The 16,280-nt window shown below is 66.2% G+C and carries 14 protein-coding genes; 11 read left to right on the top strand and 3 right to left on the bottom strand.

The annotated features are described in order from the left end of the window. Positions 1–191 precede the first annotated feature (191 nt). The 10 genes from ENJ37_06480 (at position 192) to ENJ37_06435 (ending at position 13,012) form a co-directional block, all read left to right on the top strand. Positions 192–1,553: a phosphoglucosamine mutase gene (locus tag ENJ37_06480; protein HHL40134.1), complete on the top strand. Its 1,362-nt coding sequence runs from the start codon at positions 192–194 to the stop codon at positions 1,551–1,553. A 1-nt stretch (position 1,554) separates the two neighbouring features. Further along, positions 1,555–2,271 (top strand): pyridoxine 5'-phosphate synthase, encoded by a 717-nt coding sequence (locus tag ENJ37_06475; protein ID HHL40133.1) that lies wholly within the window; start codon positions 1,555–1,557, stop codon positions 2,269–2,271. 419 nt (positions 2,272–2,690) lie between these two features. Beyond that, complete coding sequence (locus ENJ37_06470; GenBank protein HHL40132.1) at positions 2,691–3,041, top strand: 4'-phosphopantetheinyl transferase superfamily protein; 351 nt, start codon at positions 2,691–2,693, stop codon at positions 3,039–3,041. Then, positions 3,038–4,597: an NAD(P)H-hydrate dehydratase gene (locus ENJ37_06465; GenBank protein HHL40131.1), complete on the top strand. Its 1,560-nt coding sequence runs from the start codon at positions 3,038–3,040 to the stop codon at positions 4,595–4,597. The genes ENJ37_06470 and ENJ37_06465 overlap by 4 nt, the downstream gene beginning before the upstream one ends. Then, complete coding sequence (gene tsaE / locus ENJ37_06460; GenBank protein ID HHL40130.1) at positions 4,587–5,069, top strand: tRNA (adenosine(37)-N6)-threonylcarbamoyltransferase complex ATPase subunit type 1 TsaE; 483 nt, start codon at positions 4,587–4,589, stop codon at positions 5,067–5,069. The genes ENJ37_06465 and tsaE overlap by 11 nt, the downstream gene beginning before the upstream one ends. Before the next feature lie 3 nt (positions 5,070–5,072). Then, positions 5,073–6,464 carry a dihydrolipoyl dehydrogenase gene (gene lpdA / locus ENJ37_06455; protein ID HHL40129.1) on the top strand — a complete coding sequence of 464 codons (1,392 nt, stop codon included), beginning with the start codon at positions 5,073–5,075 and terminating at the stop codon, positions 6,462–6,464. Positions 6,465–6,469: 5 nt separating this feature from the next. Next, on the top strand, positions 6,470–7,708 hold the full coding sequence (locus tag ENJ37_06450; protein HHL40128.1) for an aspartate kinase: 1,239 nt from the start codon (positions 6,470–6,472) through the stop codon (positions 7,706–7,708). Between the two features lie 255 nt (positions 7,709–7,963). After that, positions 7,964–9,679, top strand: coding sequence for a citramalate synthase (locus tag ENJ37_06445; GenBank protein HHL40127.1), 1,716 nt, complete (start codon positions 7,964–7,966; stop codon positions 9,677–9,679). Then, positions 9,589–10,026: a helix-hairpin-helix domain-containing protein gene (locus ENJ37_06440; GenBank protein ID HHL40126.1), complete on the top strand. Its 438-nt coding sequence runs from the start codon at positions 9,589–9,591 to the stop codon at positions 10,024–10,026. Before ENJ37_06445 ends, ENJ37_06440 begins: the two co-directional genes overlap by 91 nt. Before the next feature lie 538 nt (positions 10,027–10,564). Continuing rightward, the gene (locus tag ENJ37_06435) at positions 10,565–13,012 is read left to right on the top strand and encodes a PAS domain S-box protein (protein HHL40125.1); all 2,448 of its coding nucleotides are present in this window, start codon (positions 10,565–10,567) and stop codon (positions 13,010–13,012) included. A gap of 57 nt (positions 13,013–13,069) precedes the next feature. On the opposite strand, the gene ENJ37_06430 is transcribed toward ENJ37_06435, so the two are convergent. The 3 genes from ENJ37_06430 to ENJ37_06420 are packed head-to-tail and all read right to left on the bottom strand — an operon-like array spanning position 13,070 to position 15,815. Continuing rightward, positions 13,070–13,723 carry a uracil-DNA glycosylase gene (locus ENJ37_06430; GenBank protein HHL40124.1) on the bottom strand — a complete coding sequence of 218 codons (654 nt, stop codon included), beginning with the start codon at positions 13,721–13,723 and terminating at the stop codon, positions 13,070–13,072. 20 nt (positions 13,724–13,743) lie between these two features. Beyond that, positions 13,744–14,844, bottom strand: a complete 1,101-nt coding sequence (locus ENJ37_06425) for an HD domain-containing protein (GenBank protein HHL40123.1) — start codon at positions 14,842–14,844, stop codon at positions 13,744–13,746. Then, positions 14,841–15,815 carry an NAD-dependent epimerase/dehydratase family protein gene (locus ENJ37_06420; protein HHL40122.1) on the bottom strand — a complete coding sequence of 325 codons (975 nt, stop codon included), beginning with the start codon at positions 15,813–15,815 and terminating at the stop codon, positions 14,841–14,843. Before ENJ37_06420 ends, ENJ37_06425 begins: the two co-directional genes overlap by 4 nt. A gap of 280 nt (positions 15,816–16,095) precedes the next feature. Between ENJ37_06420 and ENJ37_06415 the strand changes: the two genes are divergently transcribed. Beyond that, on the top strand, positions 16,096–16,280 hold a 185-nt coding region (locus tag ENJ37_06415), incomplete at its 3' end, for an archease (protein HHL40121.1).

Below are 16,280 nucleotides of genomic sequence, written 5' to 3'. Positions count from 1 at the left end.
GGCAAGATACCCCAAGACTTTTTGTCTGGACCGGGGGAGCCCGTCTCCTCCGGCGATCTCAAGAGCCAGGGCGGATGGAAGGGTGAGCGGAAGGTTCTTGGAGGGAGTCTGAGGCGGCCGCGGGTCCGTGACCCTTTTCGGGAGGTCCCCTCGGCGGAATAAATCGGAGTTTCTTCAGGGAGGGAGGTGTCATGGCGGAAAAGAGACTCTTCGGTACCGACGGTGTGAGGGGGATTGCCAACATCGAGCCCATGACGGCCGAGACGGCGCTGCAACTGGGCCGGGCCATAGCCTATGTATTCAAGAAGGAGCCGCGCCGTCACAGGATAATAATAGGCAAGGACACGAGGCTTTCGGGCTACATGATCGAGGCAAGCCTCATGGCCGGGGTCTGCTCCATGGGGGTGGACGCCTACATCACGGGACCGCTCCCGACGCCGGGCATCGCCTTCATCACCTCGAGCATGAGGGCCGACGCCGGTGTGGTCATCTCGGCGTCCCACAACCCCTACCAGGACAACGGCATAAAATTCTTCTCCCGCGACGGCTTCAAGCTGCCCGACGAGCTCGAGCTCGAGATAGAGGACTTCATATTCAACAGCACCGACGAGGCGAACCACCGTCCCACGGCGAGCGAGGTGGGCAAGGCTTACAGGGTCAACGGCGCCATAGGCCGCTACGTCGTCTTCGTCAAGAATTCCTTTCCCAAGGACCTCACGCTCGACGGCCTGCGCATCGCCATCGACTGCGCCAACGGCGCGACATACAAGGTCGCGCCCGAGGCCTTCACCGAGCTCGGAGCCGACGTCGTGGCCCGGCGGGGCGTGAAGCCCGACGGGGAGAACATAAACCTCGATTGCGGCGCGCTCCACCCCGAGACGCTGGCCGGGGAGGTGAAGAGGAGCGGCGCCCACATAGGGATAGCCTTCGACGGCGACGGCGACCGCTGTATACTGGTCGACGAGAAGGGCGAGATCGTCGACGGCGACAGGGTGCTGGCCATGAGCGCCACGGCCATGCTCAAGGAGGGCGCGCTGAACAACGGGACCGTGGTGGCCACGGTGATGAGCAACTCGGCGCTCGAGGAGGTCGTGGAGGGCGCGGGAGGCCGGGTCGTGAGGACCAGGGTCGGCGACCGCTACGTGGTCGAGGAGATGCGAAGAGGCGGATACAACCTCGGCGGCGAGCAGTCGGGCCACCTCGTCTACTTCGACCACACCACCACCGGCGACGGCATCATAACGGCCATGCAGGTGCTCGCCATGATGGTGCGCTCCGGCCGTCCCCTCTCCGAGCTCGCCTCGATCCTCGACCCCTATCCCCAGGTGCTCCTGAACGTGAGGGTCGGCAAGAAGCGTCCGCTCGAAGAGATGCCGCTTCTGCAAAAGGCCCTCGACGGAGTGAGGGAGAAGCTATCGGGCCGGGGCCGCGCCTTCATAAGGTACTCGGGCACCGAGCCCCTTGCGCGCATAACCGTCGAGGGCCGCGACAGCGCCCAGATCGAGACGATGGCCGCCGAGCTGGCCGACATACTGAGAAAGGAGCTCTGCTGAGATGCCGACTCTTTCGGTCAACGTCGATCACGTGGCGACGGTCCGGCAGGCGCGGCTCGATACGGAGCCGGACCCGGTGGCCGCCGCATACCTGGCCGAGCTCGCCGGAGCCGACGGCATAACCGTTCACCTGCGCGAGGACCGGCGTCACATCCAGGACCGCGACCTGCGCCTGCTGCGCGAGACGATCAAGACCGAGCTCAACCTGGAGATGGCCGCCGTCGACGAGATGGGCGACATAGCCGTCGAGGTGGGACCTGACATGGCGACGCTGGTGCCCGAGCGCAGGGCGGAGCTCACCACCGAGGGCGGGCTCGACGTGGACGGACGCTTCGACTCGCTCAAACCCTTCATTGCGCGCCTGCGGGACGCGGGTATCAGGGTCAACCTCTTCATCGACGCGGACCGCGCGATGATAGAGAGGGCGCGCGCCCTCGGCGCCGACGGCGTGGAGATACACACCGGCCCCTATGCCGAACGCTTCAGGCGCGGCGGGCACGCGGACGAGCTTGAGAGGATCGCCGACGCCGCGGCGCTGGCCTCGAGTCTCGGCCTCGCTGTCCACGCGGGCCACGGCCTCGACTTCAGGAACGTAAGGCCGCTGCTTGCCGTAAGGGAGATAACGGGCTACGCCATAGGCTTCAGCATCGTGGCGCGCAGCATATACGTGGGCATGGAGGCCGCCGTGCGGGAGATGGCGCGCATCGTCAAGGGGTAGGCGCCTTGCCGTGTTCTCCACGGCCCCCCTGTACGTTGTTTCGTATCTTCGAAAGACGGCGGCGGTCCCCGGGGGGTTCGGTCCGCGCCGGGCGGGGTCTTTTACGCCCTTGCGGACCGAATCCCCCGGGGACCGCCGCCACGAGGCAGCCGGCGCGGACCGAACCCCCGGTGCAGCCGAAGAGCCGGATAACATACGATGGGGCAGGGGGAAACGTGGGCCCATGGCCCTTCTGCAGAAAGTTTCCCCCAGACCCCCTTCAAAGACTTTCAATACGAGTTGGTTTCCCCCTGTTTTGCCAGGCAAAACAGGGGGAAACCAACTCGCGTCAAAAGTTTTTGGAGGGAGTCTGAGGGAACCTTTTTACAAAAAGGTTCCCTCGGTGCAATAAATCAGAGCTTCCTTAAGGGTGCGCGCCTGTGGAGATCGTCGGCATCGGCATGGAGATGGTCGATATCGGCCGTTTCGAGGCGGCCATGGAGCGCCGGGGACGGCGGCTTCTCGAGCGGCTCTTCACGGCCGCCGAGATCGAGTACGGTCTTTCCCGGAGGCGTCCGGCCGCGGCTCTCTCGGCGCGTTTCGCCGCCAAGGCGGCCCTGCGCAAGGCGCTGGGCAGGGCCGTGCCCTTCAGGCACGTGGAGGTCGGGCGCGACGGCCTCGGCAGGCCCGTGCTCGTCGGGGCGTGTCTCGAGGGTGTGGCCGCGTCGCTGTCGATGAGCCACGACGGCGGCGTAAGTCTTGCGAGTGTCATTGTGGGGAGGACGCCATGAGACTCGTCGATGCAAGGACCATGAAGGAGATGGACCGCAGGGCCATGGAGACCTACGGCGTGAGCGGGCTGCAGCTCATGGAGAACGCCGGCCGCGGGGTGGCCGATGTGGCCGTCTCCATGCTCGACGGCGGGAGGGGGCCCGTGGCGGTCGTCGCCGGCAAGGGCAACAACGGTGGAGACGGCTTCGTGGCGGCCCGTCACCTCTGCAACCGCGGCGTCTCGGCCGTCGTCTTCTCCCTCGCCTCCATCGACGAGATAAAAGGCGATGCCGGCCGCAACGCCCGTAGCTGGGTGAGGATGGGCGGCGAAGTCCATCTGGTGCGCACGACCGAAGAGCTGAAGCGCCACTTCTCGCCGCTCATGATGAGCACGCTCATAATCGACGCCGTCCTCGGCACCGGCCTTTCAAGTCCCGTCGAGGGTTTTTACGGCGAGGTCATCGACCTCATAAACGGCCTCGACAAGCCCGTGCTCTCGGTGGACGTGCCCTCCGGGCTGTGCGCCTCGACGGGCCGTGTGCTGGGCCGGGCCGTGAGCGCCGACGTGACGGCCACCATGGCCCTTCCCAAGACGGGCCTCTACGTCTATCCCGGACGCGCCCATGCGGGCCGCATCGAGGTCGTCGACATCGGGGCTCCGCGGGCCGTGCTCGAGGAGGGGGAGGCCGAATTCGAACTCGTGGACGAGGACTTCGTATGGAAGGTCCTGAGACCCCGCGGGGCCGACTCCCACAAGGGCACCTACGGCCACCTGCTCGTTGCGGCCGGCTCGCCGGGCAAGGGAGGGGCGGCGTACATGAGCGCGGCTGCGGCCATGCGCGCCGGAGCGGGCCTGGTGACGCTGGCCGTGCCCGAGAGCATCGCCCAGGCCATGGAGGCGAAGACGACCGAGGTCATGACCTGCGCCCTCGCAGCCGGCGCCGACGGCGCCTTCTGCAAGGCGTCGGCGGACGGCGCGAGGGCCCTGCTCGAAGGCAAGTCGGCGCTCGCCGTAGGCCCCGGCATCGGCGCTTCCGACGCCACGGCCTCTTTCGTCTCCGCGCTGCTCCGCGAGGCGCGCTGCCCGGTGGTAGTCGACGCCGACGGCCTCAACGTGCTGGCCGGCAGGCTCGACGGTCTAAAGGAGGTGGAGGCCCGGCTCGTGCTCACGCCCCATCCCGGCGAGGCCGCGAGGCTGCTCGGAACCACGGCCGCCGGGGTCCAGGACCACAGGCTCGCTTCGGCCCGCAGGCTCGCGGACCTGACCGGCGCGGTCGTGGTGCTCAAGGGCGCCGGCACCGTCGTGGCCGCCGCTTCGGGAAAGGTCTACGTCAATCCCACGGGCAGCGCGGCCCTCGCCTCGGCCGGCACGGGCGACATACTGACGGGCATAATCGGCGCGCTGCTCGCCCAGGGGGCCGCGCCGGCAGCGGCGGCCGCCGCCGGCGCCTACATCCACGGCCTGGCGGCGCAGAGGCTCGCCAGCCGGGGCTACGAGGCCGGCCTGGTGGCTACCGACCTCCTGGAGGCGCTCCCGCCGCTTCTGAGCGAGCTTTCGAGGTCCCGTGACCCTTAGACACGGCGTCCATACCACCGAGGGCCCGGAGCAGACCGAGCGCCTCGGCGCCGGGCTCGCCGGGGAACTGGGGCCGGGAGACGTGGTGGCGCTCTGCGGAGAGCTCGGAAGCGGAAAGACCTGTTTCGTCCGGGGGGTGGCCAGGGGGCTCGGCTTCGATGGATACGTCAAGAGCCCGAGCTTCACCATCGTAAACATCTACGAGGGCGGCAGAGTGCCGATCTACCACGTGGATCTCTACAGGGTGGCGGACGCCGGCGAGCTCCCCGACCTGGGGCTCGACGACTGCCTCTACGGAGAGGGCGTGACGCTTGTGGAGTGGGCCGACAGGTTTCCGGAGATCGTGCCCGACGAGGCCCTGGTGGTGAAGATAAGCCGCATCGGGACGGGACGCAGGCGGATCGAGATCGCCCGGCGCGGGCCGGGGACGGGCACGGGGGCGGACCGCCTTGAAAATACCGAGGGGAGGTAATTGATGAGGGAGTTCGACATCGTTGTCATAGGCGGGGGGCCCGGCGGCTACGTGGCCGCCATAAGGGGCGCTCAGATGGGGGCGAAGACGGCCGTCGTCGAGAGGGACAGGGTCGGCGGAACCTGTCTCAACCGCGGCTGCATACCTACGAAGGCCCTCTACTACTCGGCCAGGACCCTGACGGCCGTGAAAAAGGCCCAACGCTTCGGAGTGAGTGTGGCAGAGGCGTCCTTCGATATGGCCGTGGCCGTTGACCGCAAGGACGAGGTGGTGAAGAGACTCGTCGGAGGCGTGGAGCAGCTTCTCAAGGGCAACGGTGTGGAACTCCTGCGCGGCAACGGACGCCTCGACGGCGCCGGGAAGGTGGTCGTCGAGCGCGACGGCGCCACGGAGACGCTGCTTGCGAAGAACGTCATCATAGCCACCGGCTCCGAGCCCGCCGAGATAGCGGCCTTCAACATGGACCGCGAAAACGTCCTCACCTCCACCGAGATGCTCGACATCAGGAAGGTCCCGGAGAGCCTGCTCGTAATCGGAGCCGGTGTCATGGGCTGCGAGTTCGCCACCATCTTCGCCAAGTTCGGAAGCCGCGTGACCATGGTCGAGCTCCTGCCCGCCATCCTCTCCACCGAGGACAGGCAGGTCGTTCGCACCGTCATGAAGAGTTTCAAGGCCATGGGCGTGGAGGTGCTCACCGGTGTCGGCGTGGAGGAGGTGGAGGTCCGCGACGGCTCGGTCAGGACCGTCGTCTCCGGCGGCCGCGAGATAACGACCGAGAAGGTGCTCGTCTCCATAGGCCGCCGCTTCAACTCCGGGGGGCTCGGACTCGAGACGGCGGGCGTTGAGACCGAGCGGGGCCGCATAAAGGTCAACGAGCGCATGGAGACGAACGTCCCCGGCATATACGCCATCGGCGACGTGACGGGCGGGATGCTCCTTGCCCACACGGCGAGCGCCGAGGGCGGGGTGGCCGCCGCCAACGCCATGGGCGGGTCCGCGGCCATGAGCTACGACGCCGTGCCCGCCGGCATATTCACCGACCCCGAGATAGCGAGCGTGGGGCTGCGCGAGAAGACGGCGGCCGAGCAGGGCATGGACGTGAAGGTCGGCCGCTTCCCCTACGCCGCCTGCGGCAAGGCCCTGGCCATGGACGAGACCGAAGGCTTCGTGCAGGTCGTGGCCGACCCAGGCACCGATCGCGTACTGGGCTGCACCATAGTGGGCGCCCACGCCACCGACCTCATAGGCGAGGTGGCCCTTGCCGTGAGAAGCGGCGCGAAGGTGAGGGACATAACCGGCACCATCCACGCCCATCCCACGCTGCCGGAGGTCGTGCTCGAGGCGGCCGAGGACGTGCACGGCCTGGCCGTCCACAAGGTGGGCAGGAGGAGGTAGCGGCCGTGGCGCTGGTGGTCCAGAAGTACGGCGGCACCTCCGTGGGCTCCATAGAGCGTATCCGGAACGTTGCGCGCCGGGTGGTCGAGACCCGCAAGGCCGGAAACGACGTGGTCGTCGTCGTCTCGGCCATGGCGGGCGAGACGGACAGGCTCATCTCGCTCGTGCGCCGGTGCTCGCATGACCCGCCGGGCCGGGAGTACGACACGGTGGTCTCCACGGGCGAGCAGGTGACGATAGGGCTTCTCGCCATGGCCGTGGAGGAGCTGGGGACGCCGGCGGTGAGCCTGCTGGGCTTTCAGGTGCCGGTGCGCACCGACGGCCGCCACGGCTCGGCCCGCATCGAGGAGATAGAAGACGGCCGCATAAGAAGAGAGCTCGGGGCCGGCAGGGTCGTCGTCGTCGCGGGCTTCCAGGGCATAGACGGGCGCGGCGACATAACCACGCTCGGCCGCGGCGGCTCGGACACCACCGCCGTGGCCCTGGCGGCGGCCCTGAGCGCCGACCTCTGCGAGATATACACCGACGTGGAGGGCGTCTATACCACCGATCCCGCCATCTGTCCCCATGCGCGCAAGCTCAAGAAGATATCGTACGACGAAATGCTCGAGATGGCGAGCATGGGCGCAAAGGTCCTTCAGACCCGCTCGGTCGAGTTCTCGAAGAAGTACGACGTGCCCATCATGGTGCGCTCCTCCTTCTCCGACGCGCCGGGCACGCTCGTATGCAAGGAGGATGAGGAGATGGAGAAGGTCGTTGTCTCTGGCGTGACCTACAACCGCAACGAGGCCAAGATTTCGGTGCTCCGCGTGCCCGACAAGCCCGGCATCGCCGCAAGGCTCTTCGAGCCGCTCACCGAGAAGGGCATAAACGTGGACATGATAGTCCAGAACATAAGTCACGACGGCTTCACGGACATGACCTTCACCGTGACCAAGGACGACTACAAAAGGGCCTTCGAGCACGTGAAGGGCATCGCCGCCGGACTGGGCGCGCGGGACGTGGTCGGCGACCCCGACATAGCCAAGATATCCATCGTCGGCGCCGGCATGAGAAGCCATGCCGGCGTGGCCTCGCGCATGTTCGCCGCCCTGGCCGCGGAGAACATAAACATCCAGATGATATCGACGTCGGAGATAAAGATATCCTGCGTCATAGACTCGAAGTACACGGAACTGGCCGTGAGGATCCTCCACGACGCCTTCGAACTGGGAAGAGACGACGTGGAAGAGGAACTGCCCTGAAGAAACCTTTACTGAGGGAACCTTTTTAAAAAAGGTTCCCTCAGACTCCCTCCAAAAACTTTTAACGCCCTGCGGATCATCCCGATTTTGCTTGCAAAATCGGGATGATCCGCAGGGAATTAAAAGTCTTTGAAGGGGGCGTCCTGCCCGCCCCGATTGCCTCGGGGGGCTGTGCCGGGGGGTTCGGGCCGCAAAGGCGTAAAGATCCCGCCTGGCGCGGGCCGACCCCCCGGTGCAGCCGAAGATCCGAAAGAGATACATATGATTACCCTCTACGACACCACGCTGCGTGACGGCACGCAGGCCGAGGACATATCGTTCACCGTCGAGGACAAGGTGCGGATTGCGCAGGCCCTCGACGAGCTCGGCGTCCACTACATCGAGGGCGGGTGGCCGGGGAGCAACCCCCGGGACATCGAGTTCTTCGAGGAGATGTCGAAGGTGAAGCTTGCGCGCTCGGTGCTCACGGCCTTCGGCTCCACGCGCCGCGCCCGCACCAGGGCGTCGCGCGACGCCAACATAAAGGCCCTTCTCGGCGCGGGCACCGCGGCCGTGACCATCTTCGGCAAGAGCTGGAAGCTGCACGTGACCCATGCCCTCAAGGTCCCGCTCGAAGAGAACCTCGACATGATCCGCGACTCGGTGGCCTACCTGAAGAAGAGGGTCGATACGGTCTTCTACGACGCCGAGCACTTCTTCGACGGCTACAAGGCCGACGCCGACTACGCCATGCGCACGCTCAGGGCCGCCGAGGAGGCCGGGGCCGACTGTCTCGTCCTATGCGACACCAACGGCGGGACACTGCCCGGCGAGATAGCGGAGATCGTCGCGGCCGTTAAGGAGCGGGTCGCCGCGCCCCTGGGCATCCACGCCCACAACGACTCCGAGACGGCCGTGGCCAATACCCTCGAGGCCGTGCGCATGGGGGTCGTCCACGTGCAGGGCACGCTCAACGGCTTCGGCGAGCGCTGCGGCAACGCCAATCTGTGCTCCATCATACCGGCGCTGCGGCTCAAGATGGGGCTCGACGTCATAACGGCGGCGAGGCTCAGAAAGCTGCGCGAGGTCTCGCGGCTCGTCTACGAGCTCGCCAATCTCCCGCACTTCAAGCACCAGCCCTACGTGGGCGAGAGCGCCTTCGCCCACAAGGGGGGCATACACGTGAGCGCCGTGACGCGCGAGCCCGAGACCTACGAGCACATAAGGCCCGAGCTCGTCGGAAACCACCAGCGCGTGCTCGTCTCCGACCTCTCGGGCCGCTCCAACATCCTCTACAAGGCCCAGGCCTACGGCGTGGACGTGGAGAGCCGCGAGGAGGCGGTGCGAAAGGTGCTCCACGACCTCAAGGTCCTCGAGCACCAGGGCTTCCAGTACGAGGGCGCCGAGGCGTCCTTCGAGCTCCTCATCCAGCGCACTCTCAGGAAGAAGCGGCGAAAACCCTTCAAGCTCCTGGGCTTCAGGGTAATCGACGAGAAGAGGAGGGAGGGTGAGGAGCCCTACTCGGAGGCGACCATAAAGCTCGAGGTCGGAGGGGTGGTGGCCCACACGGCGGCCGAAGGCAACGGACCGGTCAACGCCCTCGACAAGGCGCTCAGAAAGGCCCTTGAAAGGTTCTATCCATCGCTGAAGGACGTGGAGCTTCTGGACTTCAAGGTCCGGGTCCTCACCGCCGGCGCGGGCACGGCGGCCCGCGTGCGGGTCCTCATCGAGTCCGGCGACAGCGAGGACCGCTGGGGCACCGTCGGCGTCTCGGAAAACGTCATCGAGGCGAGCTGGCAGGCCCTGGTCGACAGTATCGAGTACAAGCTCTACAAGGACAGAAAGAAGAAGAGGAGAAGAGGTGGCCCGCCCCATGAAAGACCGCCTCCGAGGACGATTCCATGGCCCATGAGCGGGAAGGGGAGGTCTCTTTCGAGCGTGATCGCGAGCGCGGCCTTGCGCTCTTGCTCCTGGCGGCGCTCATGGCCGTAACAGCGGCGCTCCGTTCCGATCTGCCGCGCCGTGCGGCCGTCTGGTTCTTCGGCCCTTCCCCTTCCGCCGGGGTGCGTTCTCTTGCCGGTCCGCCGCCTGTGCCGGGAGTTCCCATCGACATCAATTCTGCCGGAATCGAGGAGCTCGTCCTGCTGCCCGGCATAGGTTACGGGCTGGCCGGGGCGATTGTCGCGGAGAGGGCGCGGCGCGGGGGCTTCGGCTCCGTGGGGGAGCTTCTCTACGTCAGGGGCATAGGCGCATCGCGCCTGCGGGCACTGGAAGGACTCGTCTTCGCCGGGAGCCGTCAGTCGCCTCCCTTTGCCTCCCCCGGTTCCTCTCCACCATAAGTACTTCAAAGAGACGGCTTTCCGTGGTATGAATTAAGGAGAGTCTGACTTATTGCCCTGAGGGAACCTTTTGTAAAGGGTCACGGACCCACGGGTCGCAGACCCACGGTTCCCTCGGACTCCCTCAAAAAAACTCTTAACGCGAGTTGGTTTCCCCCTCTTTTGCCTGGCAAGACAGGGGGAAACCACCTCGTATTGAAAGTCTTTAAAGGGGGCGTCTTGCCCGCATCAGCTGGCCGGGGGGCGGTCCTTTGGGGGTTCGGCCCGCAAAGGCGTAAGAAAACCCCGCCTGGCGCGGGCCGAACCCCCAAAGGACCGCCGGACATCCGAATAACATACGAGGGAGCCGCAAGTTCGCCCCAGGGTAATTAATCAGGGCTTCCTCATATCTTATTCGTCCCTGCGTGGCGGTCGCCGGGAGGTTCGGCCCGCAAGGGCGTAAGGCCCCGTCCGGCGCGGGCTGAGCTTCAACGGGGACCGCCATGCAGGCGGGGGATGGGTTCCCCTTCGGCCGGGACGACGACCTGCATCTGCGCACTTGCAGCAGGACTGGATGGGCTCGATGCGCATCACGTACTTCATATACGGCCTTGCCCTCTTTCTTTTGGGGCTCGGCCTCTTCCTCCGTCCGCAGCGCCCCTCCCTCACGGCGACTGTCCTTGGGCGCGGCGTTCCGTGGTTCGCCCTCTTCGGCCTCTGTGTCATCGTAGTCTTCGGGGTCGCCGCTGGCGAACCCTCGGGCGGCGCGTCTTACGCCCTGGAGCAGTGGGAGCTCGTCTTCTCTCTTGCGGCCCTCGGGACGGCGTCCCTCGGAGCGGCGTACTCCATCGTGAGGGCGCTGCGGGCCGTGGGGGGAGACGATGGCGGCGGCGCCGCCTCCGGCGTCGCCTCCCCCCTGCCGGAGACCAGGTACCGGGCCTTCTTCGAGTCGGCCGGCGACCCCATCCTGGCCGTGGCCGGCGCCGGGGGGCCGGCGGCCGCGGTGATCGACGCCAACGAGGCGGCGCTCCGTATGCTCGGCTGGTCGGCCGAGGGGATCAGGGGCCTTGCGGCCGAGAGGATCATCGCACCGGAGGTCTACGAAAAGACCCGGCGGGCCATGGCCGCCGCGGCCGATTCCGGCGGCTCCTTTCTCGTAGAGACGCTCTGGACGACGAAGGCCGGGGCCAGGATACAGGTGGAGGTGAGCGGCCGGGCGGTCTCGGTCGGTGGCGAGAGGGTGGTGGTCCTTACGGGACGCGACATCACCGGCCGCAAGCGGGCCGAGGACGAGATGCGGCTGCTCCAGAGGATGACAAGGGCCATAAGCGAGGCCGACGACTTCGACGAGGCCCTCGGTGTGGCGCTCCGCATGGTGAGCGACGCCACGAGCTGGCACTACGGCGAGGCCTGGACCATGAACGCCCGCACCGGCGCGCTCGAACTGAGCCCGGCCTGGTACACCTGCCACACGAGCCTCCACGCCTTCAGAAAAGAGAGCGAGCGCTTCCGGTTCGAGCCCCACGTCGGGCTTCCCGGCAGGGTCTGGGCCTCGGGGCGGCCGGAGTGGATACCGGACGTGTCGGCGACCTCGGAAAAGGTCTTTCTGCGCACCTCGCTCGCCCTGGAGACGGGGCTCAAGGCGGCCCTCGGAATCCCCATCGTAGCATCGGGCGAGGTCCTGGCCGTGCTCGTCTTCTTCATGTTCCAGTCCAGGGAGGAGGACAGAAGGCTCATCGAGCTGGTCTCGACGGTGGCGGCCCAGCTGGGCGTCATCATACGGCGCAAGCACGCCGAACAGGCCCTGAGGGCGAGCGAGGAGCGTTTCAGGGAGATGGCCGAGAACATAAAGGAGGTCTTCTGGATGGTCTCGCCCTCGCAGAGGCGGCTCATCTACATAAGTCCCGCCTACGAGAAGATATGGGGCCGCAGCAGCGACGCCCTCTACTCGGACCTCCTCTCCTACATAAAGGCCGTCCACCCCGAGGACCGCAGGCGCGTGGCGCGTTATTACGGCGGCTACACCGACGGCGAAACGCTGATCGAGTACAGGATAGTGCGTCCCGACGGCTCGGTGCGCCACATACGGGACCGCGCCTTCCCTGTCCACGGCGACGACGGGTCGCTCACAAGGCTCGTCGGCATAGCCGAGGACGTGACGGGGCTGAAGGAGTCGGAGCGGGAAAAGCGCGAGATGGAGGCGCGGCTCTACCAGTCCCAGAAACTCGAGGCCGTCGGAAGGCTCGCCGGAGGCGTGGCCCACGACTTCACCAACCTCCTGACGGCCATAAAGGCCTTCACCTACTCGGCCATGCTCAAGCTCGACAGATCAGACCCCGTTTATGAGACGGTGAGCAAGATACGAACCACGGCCGAGCGCGGCGCGAGGCTTACGCGCCAGCTCCTCGAGTTCAGCCGCAGCCGGGCCCTCGAGCTCGAGGAGGTGGACTTAAACCGCCTCATCGAGTCGCTGCTCCACATACTCAAGCCCGTGTTGGGACACAACGTCCGCATAGAGACGGAGCTTGCCGAGGGGCTCGATCCCGTGCTCGCCAACGTGGGCAAGATGGAGCAGGTCATAATGAACCTCGTCGTCAACGCCGGAGACGCCATGCCCGAGGGCGGCGTGGTCACGGTATCGACGCAAAGCGTCGTTGCCGGCGAGGGGGGCGCGGCGGCTCCGCCGGGGCTGGAAGCGGGACGCTACTGCCTGATCACCGTGAGGGACAGGGGCGTGGGCATGGACGAGGAGACAAGGCGCCGCATATTCGAGCCCTTTTTCACGACCAAGGGGCGGAGCACCGGCACGGGGCTCGGGCTTGCCGTGGTCTACGGCATCGTCAAGGACCACAACGGGAGCGTCTTCGTCGACTCGGCCCCCGGCGAGGGCTCGGAGTTCAGGGTCTTCCTGCCGGCCCTCGACCCGCGCCGCCGGAAGTGCGGCGCAGACGCCATGCCGGCAAGGAGGCTTCCCGAGGCCTCCCCCCCAATAGGGAGATCCCGGTAACGCCCCCCAAGGCGTCGGGAGCGGGCAGGCCCTCTTCAGAGCTCCCACGGGGCGTTCCTAATCGGAGCTTCCCTCTCTTTGCTTCTTCTCGGAGCGGCGTCTTCTCCTCCGTCTGCGGCGAGGCTTTATGAGGGCCGCCACCTCCTTGAGCGCCGCGCGCAACTCTTCCTCCAGCTCGGCCATGCTCCTGCGTCTGCGCTGCAGGTAGGCCGGATGGTAGACGGGCATTATCCTCAGTCCCTCGGTCTCGACCCACCTGTTGGGCTTGAAGGCCCGCTCCGGCACCAGGGCCTTGAAGGCCGTCTTCCCGACGGCGATGATGACCACCGGCTCCACGGCCGCTATCTCCTTCATGAGATAGGGGAGGAAAAAGGCCTCTTCCGCCGCCGACGGCGCCCTGGTCCTCCCCCGCGGCGTGTCGATCTTGGGCCAGACCTTGACGACGTTGGTGATGTATATCCTCTCGCGCTTGAGGCCGAGCTCTTCCTCGAGTATGGAGGTGAAGTAGGCGCCGGCCTTGCCGACGAAGGGCTTTTTCTCCCGGGTCTCGGTCCTGCCGGGCGCCTCGCCCACTATCATGAGCTTGGCCGGGGCCGGCCCCTCGCCGAAGACGAGTGAGCCGTCGCTGAAGAGCGGGTTCTTGCGGCAGGCCTTCTCTACCGAGTCGTTTATGCGCTTCAGAGCGTTTTTGGTGGTCTTCTTGGACGGCATATGGCAGGGTCGGCCCGGCTCTAAAAGAGCTCGAGCTCCTTGTCTTCCTTGACGGCGGCCGGGTCGGCGGCCCTCTTTTCGGCGGGTGTGTCGTCCGGGGCGCCTCCTGCGGTCCTCTTCCCGCCCCGGGCCGTCTCCGTCTCCGCCGGCTCCCGCTCGTCCGAAGGGGCGGCTGGGGCCTTGTAGAGGTATCTTTCGAAGATGCGCTGGTAGGGGGTCCAGCGCTCGTCGGCCCCGCCGGAGTCGACGGCGGCGCGGAAGGCCTGCACCTTTGCGTCGAGGTCGTCTATGAAGGAGAGTATGAGCGCTTCGAGCGACTTCGGGCGCTTTGGAGACCCGTATTCGAGCAGACCGTGGTGGCTCAGTATCATGTGCTTGAGCTGCATGGCCGTCTCCCTCGGGAAACCGGGCAGAAGGCGCAGCTTTTCGTCCACGAGCTCTACGCCGATGGTGATGTGCCCTATGAGGCGTCCCTCGTCGGTGTAGTCGAAGCTGCGCTCGTAGCTGAGCTCGTATATCTTTCCTATGTCGTGAAGCACCGCTCCCGCGATGAGCATGTCGCCGTTTACGTCGCCGTAGTGGTCAGCCGCGAGGCGGGCGAGGCCGCACAGCGAGAGTATGTGCTCGATCAGGCCGCCGAGATAGGCGTGGTGCATGCTCTTTGCCGCCGGCGCCGTCATGAGACGCCTTCTCACGTCGTCGTCGGCGAGCAGGGCCTTGAGCAGTCCCTTTATGTGCGGGTCCTTCAGCCCTTCGACCACGGCGTCGAGTTCCGCGATCATCTCCGCGGGGTCGCGCCGCGACGAGGGCAGGAAGTCGCGCAGCGAATAATCCTCCCGGCCTACGGCCCGCACGTCGGTGAGGTTGAGCTGTATCTCGCCCCTGAAGGTGGCGGCGTGTCCCTTCACGGCCACCACGTCGTCCTTTGCGAAGGCCCGCCCTATCCTCTCGGCGTCGTCCCACACCCGCGCCTCGACCTCGCCGGTGCGGTCCCTGAGCCGCAGGCTCAGGTATGGCCTGCCGGTCCTGCTCATGGAGGTCTCCTTCTTCGTCACGAGAAAGAGGCCCTCCACGCCGCCGCCCTCGCTCAAGTCCCTTATGAACGTCTTTTTGAGATTCAATGCGCCTCCCCGCCGCCCCCGGCGGCAGCCCTTGCCAGGAACCACTCCACGTAGCGTCCCACGCCTTCCTCTATGCCCACCTTCGGCTCGAAGCCGAGAAGGCTCCGCGCCTTTGTTACGTCGGCGTAGGTTACGGGCACGTCACCGGGGGCCTGGGGCCTGTACCTTATGCGGGCCTTCCTGCCGAGCCTGGACTCGATGACCGCCACAAGCTCCCTGACCTCGACGGTCCGGGAGCCTCCGAGGTTTATTATCTCGTAGCGGCGCGGTGTCTCCAGGGTCCTCAGCAGCCCGTCCAGTATGTCGCCTATGTAGGTGAAGTCCCTGCGGAAGGAGCCGTCGCCGTAGATCTCCACCTCTTCCCCCGCCCATATCTTCCTCGTGAATTTGGCCACCGCCATGTCGGGCCGGCCGCGTTCGCCGTAGACGGTGAAAAACCGCAGGCACGTCGCCGGCAGACCGTAGAGGTGGGAGTAGGTGTGGCAGAGGAGCTCGCCCGCCCTCTTGGTCGCCGCATAGGGTGAGATGGGAGAGGTTATGGGGTCGTCCTCCGAGAACGGCACCTTGCTGTTGATGCCGTAGACGGACGACGACGAGGCGAAGATGAAGTTCTTCACCCCGTGCCTTCGGGCCGCCTCCAAGAGCGCGAGGGTGCCGATGGAGTTGACCTCCTCGTAGAGGAAGGGGGCCTCTATCGACGGCCGCACGCCGGCCCTTGCGGCGAGGTGGAAGATCGCATCGGGCCTCGACCCTTCGACTATGCTGTCCATCCGCCCCCGATCCCTTATGTCGGCCTCGTGGAGCCTGAAACGGGGGTTTTCGAGCAGCGGCGCCACGTTCCCGCGCTTGAGGGCCGGGTCGTAGAAGTCGTTGAAGTCGTCGATGACCGCCACTTCGTCGCCCCGGTCGAGAAGGGCCCTCACCAGGTGCGAGCCTATGAAGCCGGCCCCGCCCGTTACGAGTATCTTCATCTTCTCTCTCCGGCCTCGGGGCGCGAGGGCGCAGGCTCCGCCGCGTAACGCGCCGCCGGCCGCAGGGGGAACTTTTTCATGGCGAGAAGGTAACATACAACCGAAGGGCGGTCAAGTGGTACAGGAAGTCTTTGCGCTCTCTCCTTCGCGCACACACCCCTTCCATCTACCGGTTTGGTTTGCTCTTTGAGCGGCGAACTGTTACAATTCACCACGGTATGGCGGGAACGTACCGGATGGCGGCGTTTTTCCCCGGTGGCGACGACTGGAAGGAGGGGATATGCCGTACACATACCTGGAACACGGCGCCGACGTCGGCATACGCTCCGAGGGGCGACGGCTCGAAGAGGCCATAGAGGCCGGGGCCGAGGCCATGCTGGGCGTCATGTTCGACCTCGACAGCGTGAGGGAGAGGATAGCGGTGACCATCAGGGCGCAGGCGCCGACGCCCGAGCTCCTCTTCGT

The sequence above is a fragment of the Deltaproteobacteria bacterium genome (assembly GCA_011375175.1).
GTDB lineage: Bacteria > Desulfobacterota > GWC2-55-46 > GWC2-55-46 > DRME01 > DRME01.
Note: the sequence above shows the minus strand (reverse complement) of the source record. Positions and strands in the feature narration are given on the sequence as shown.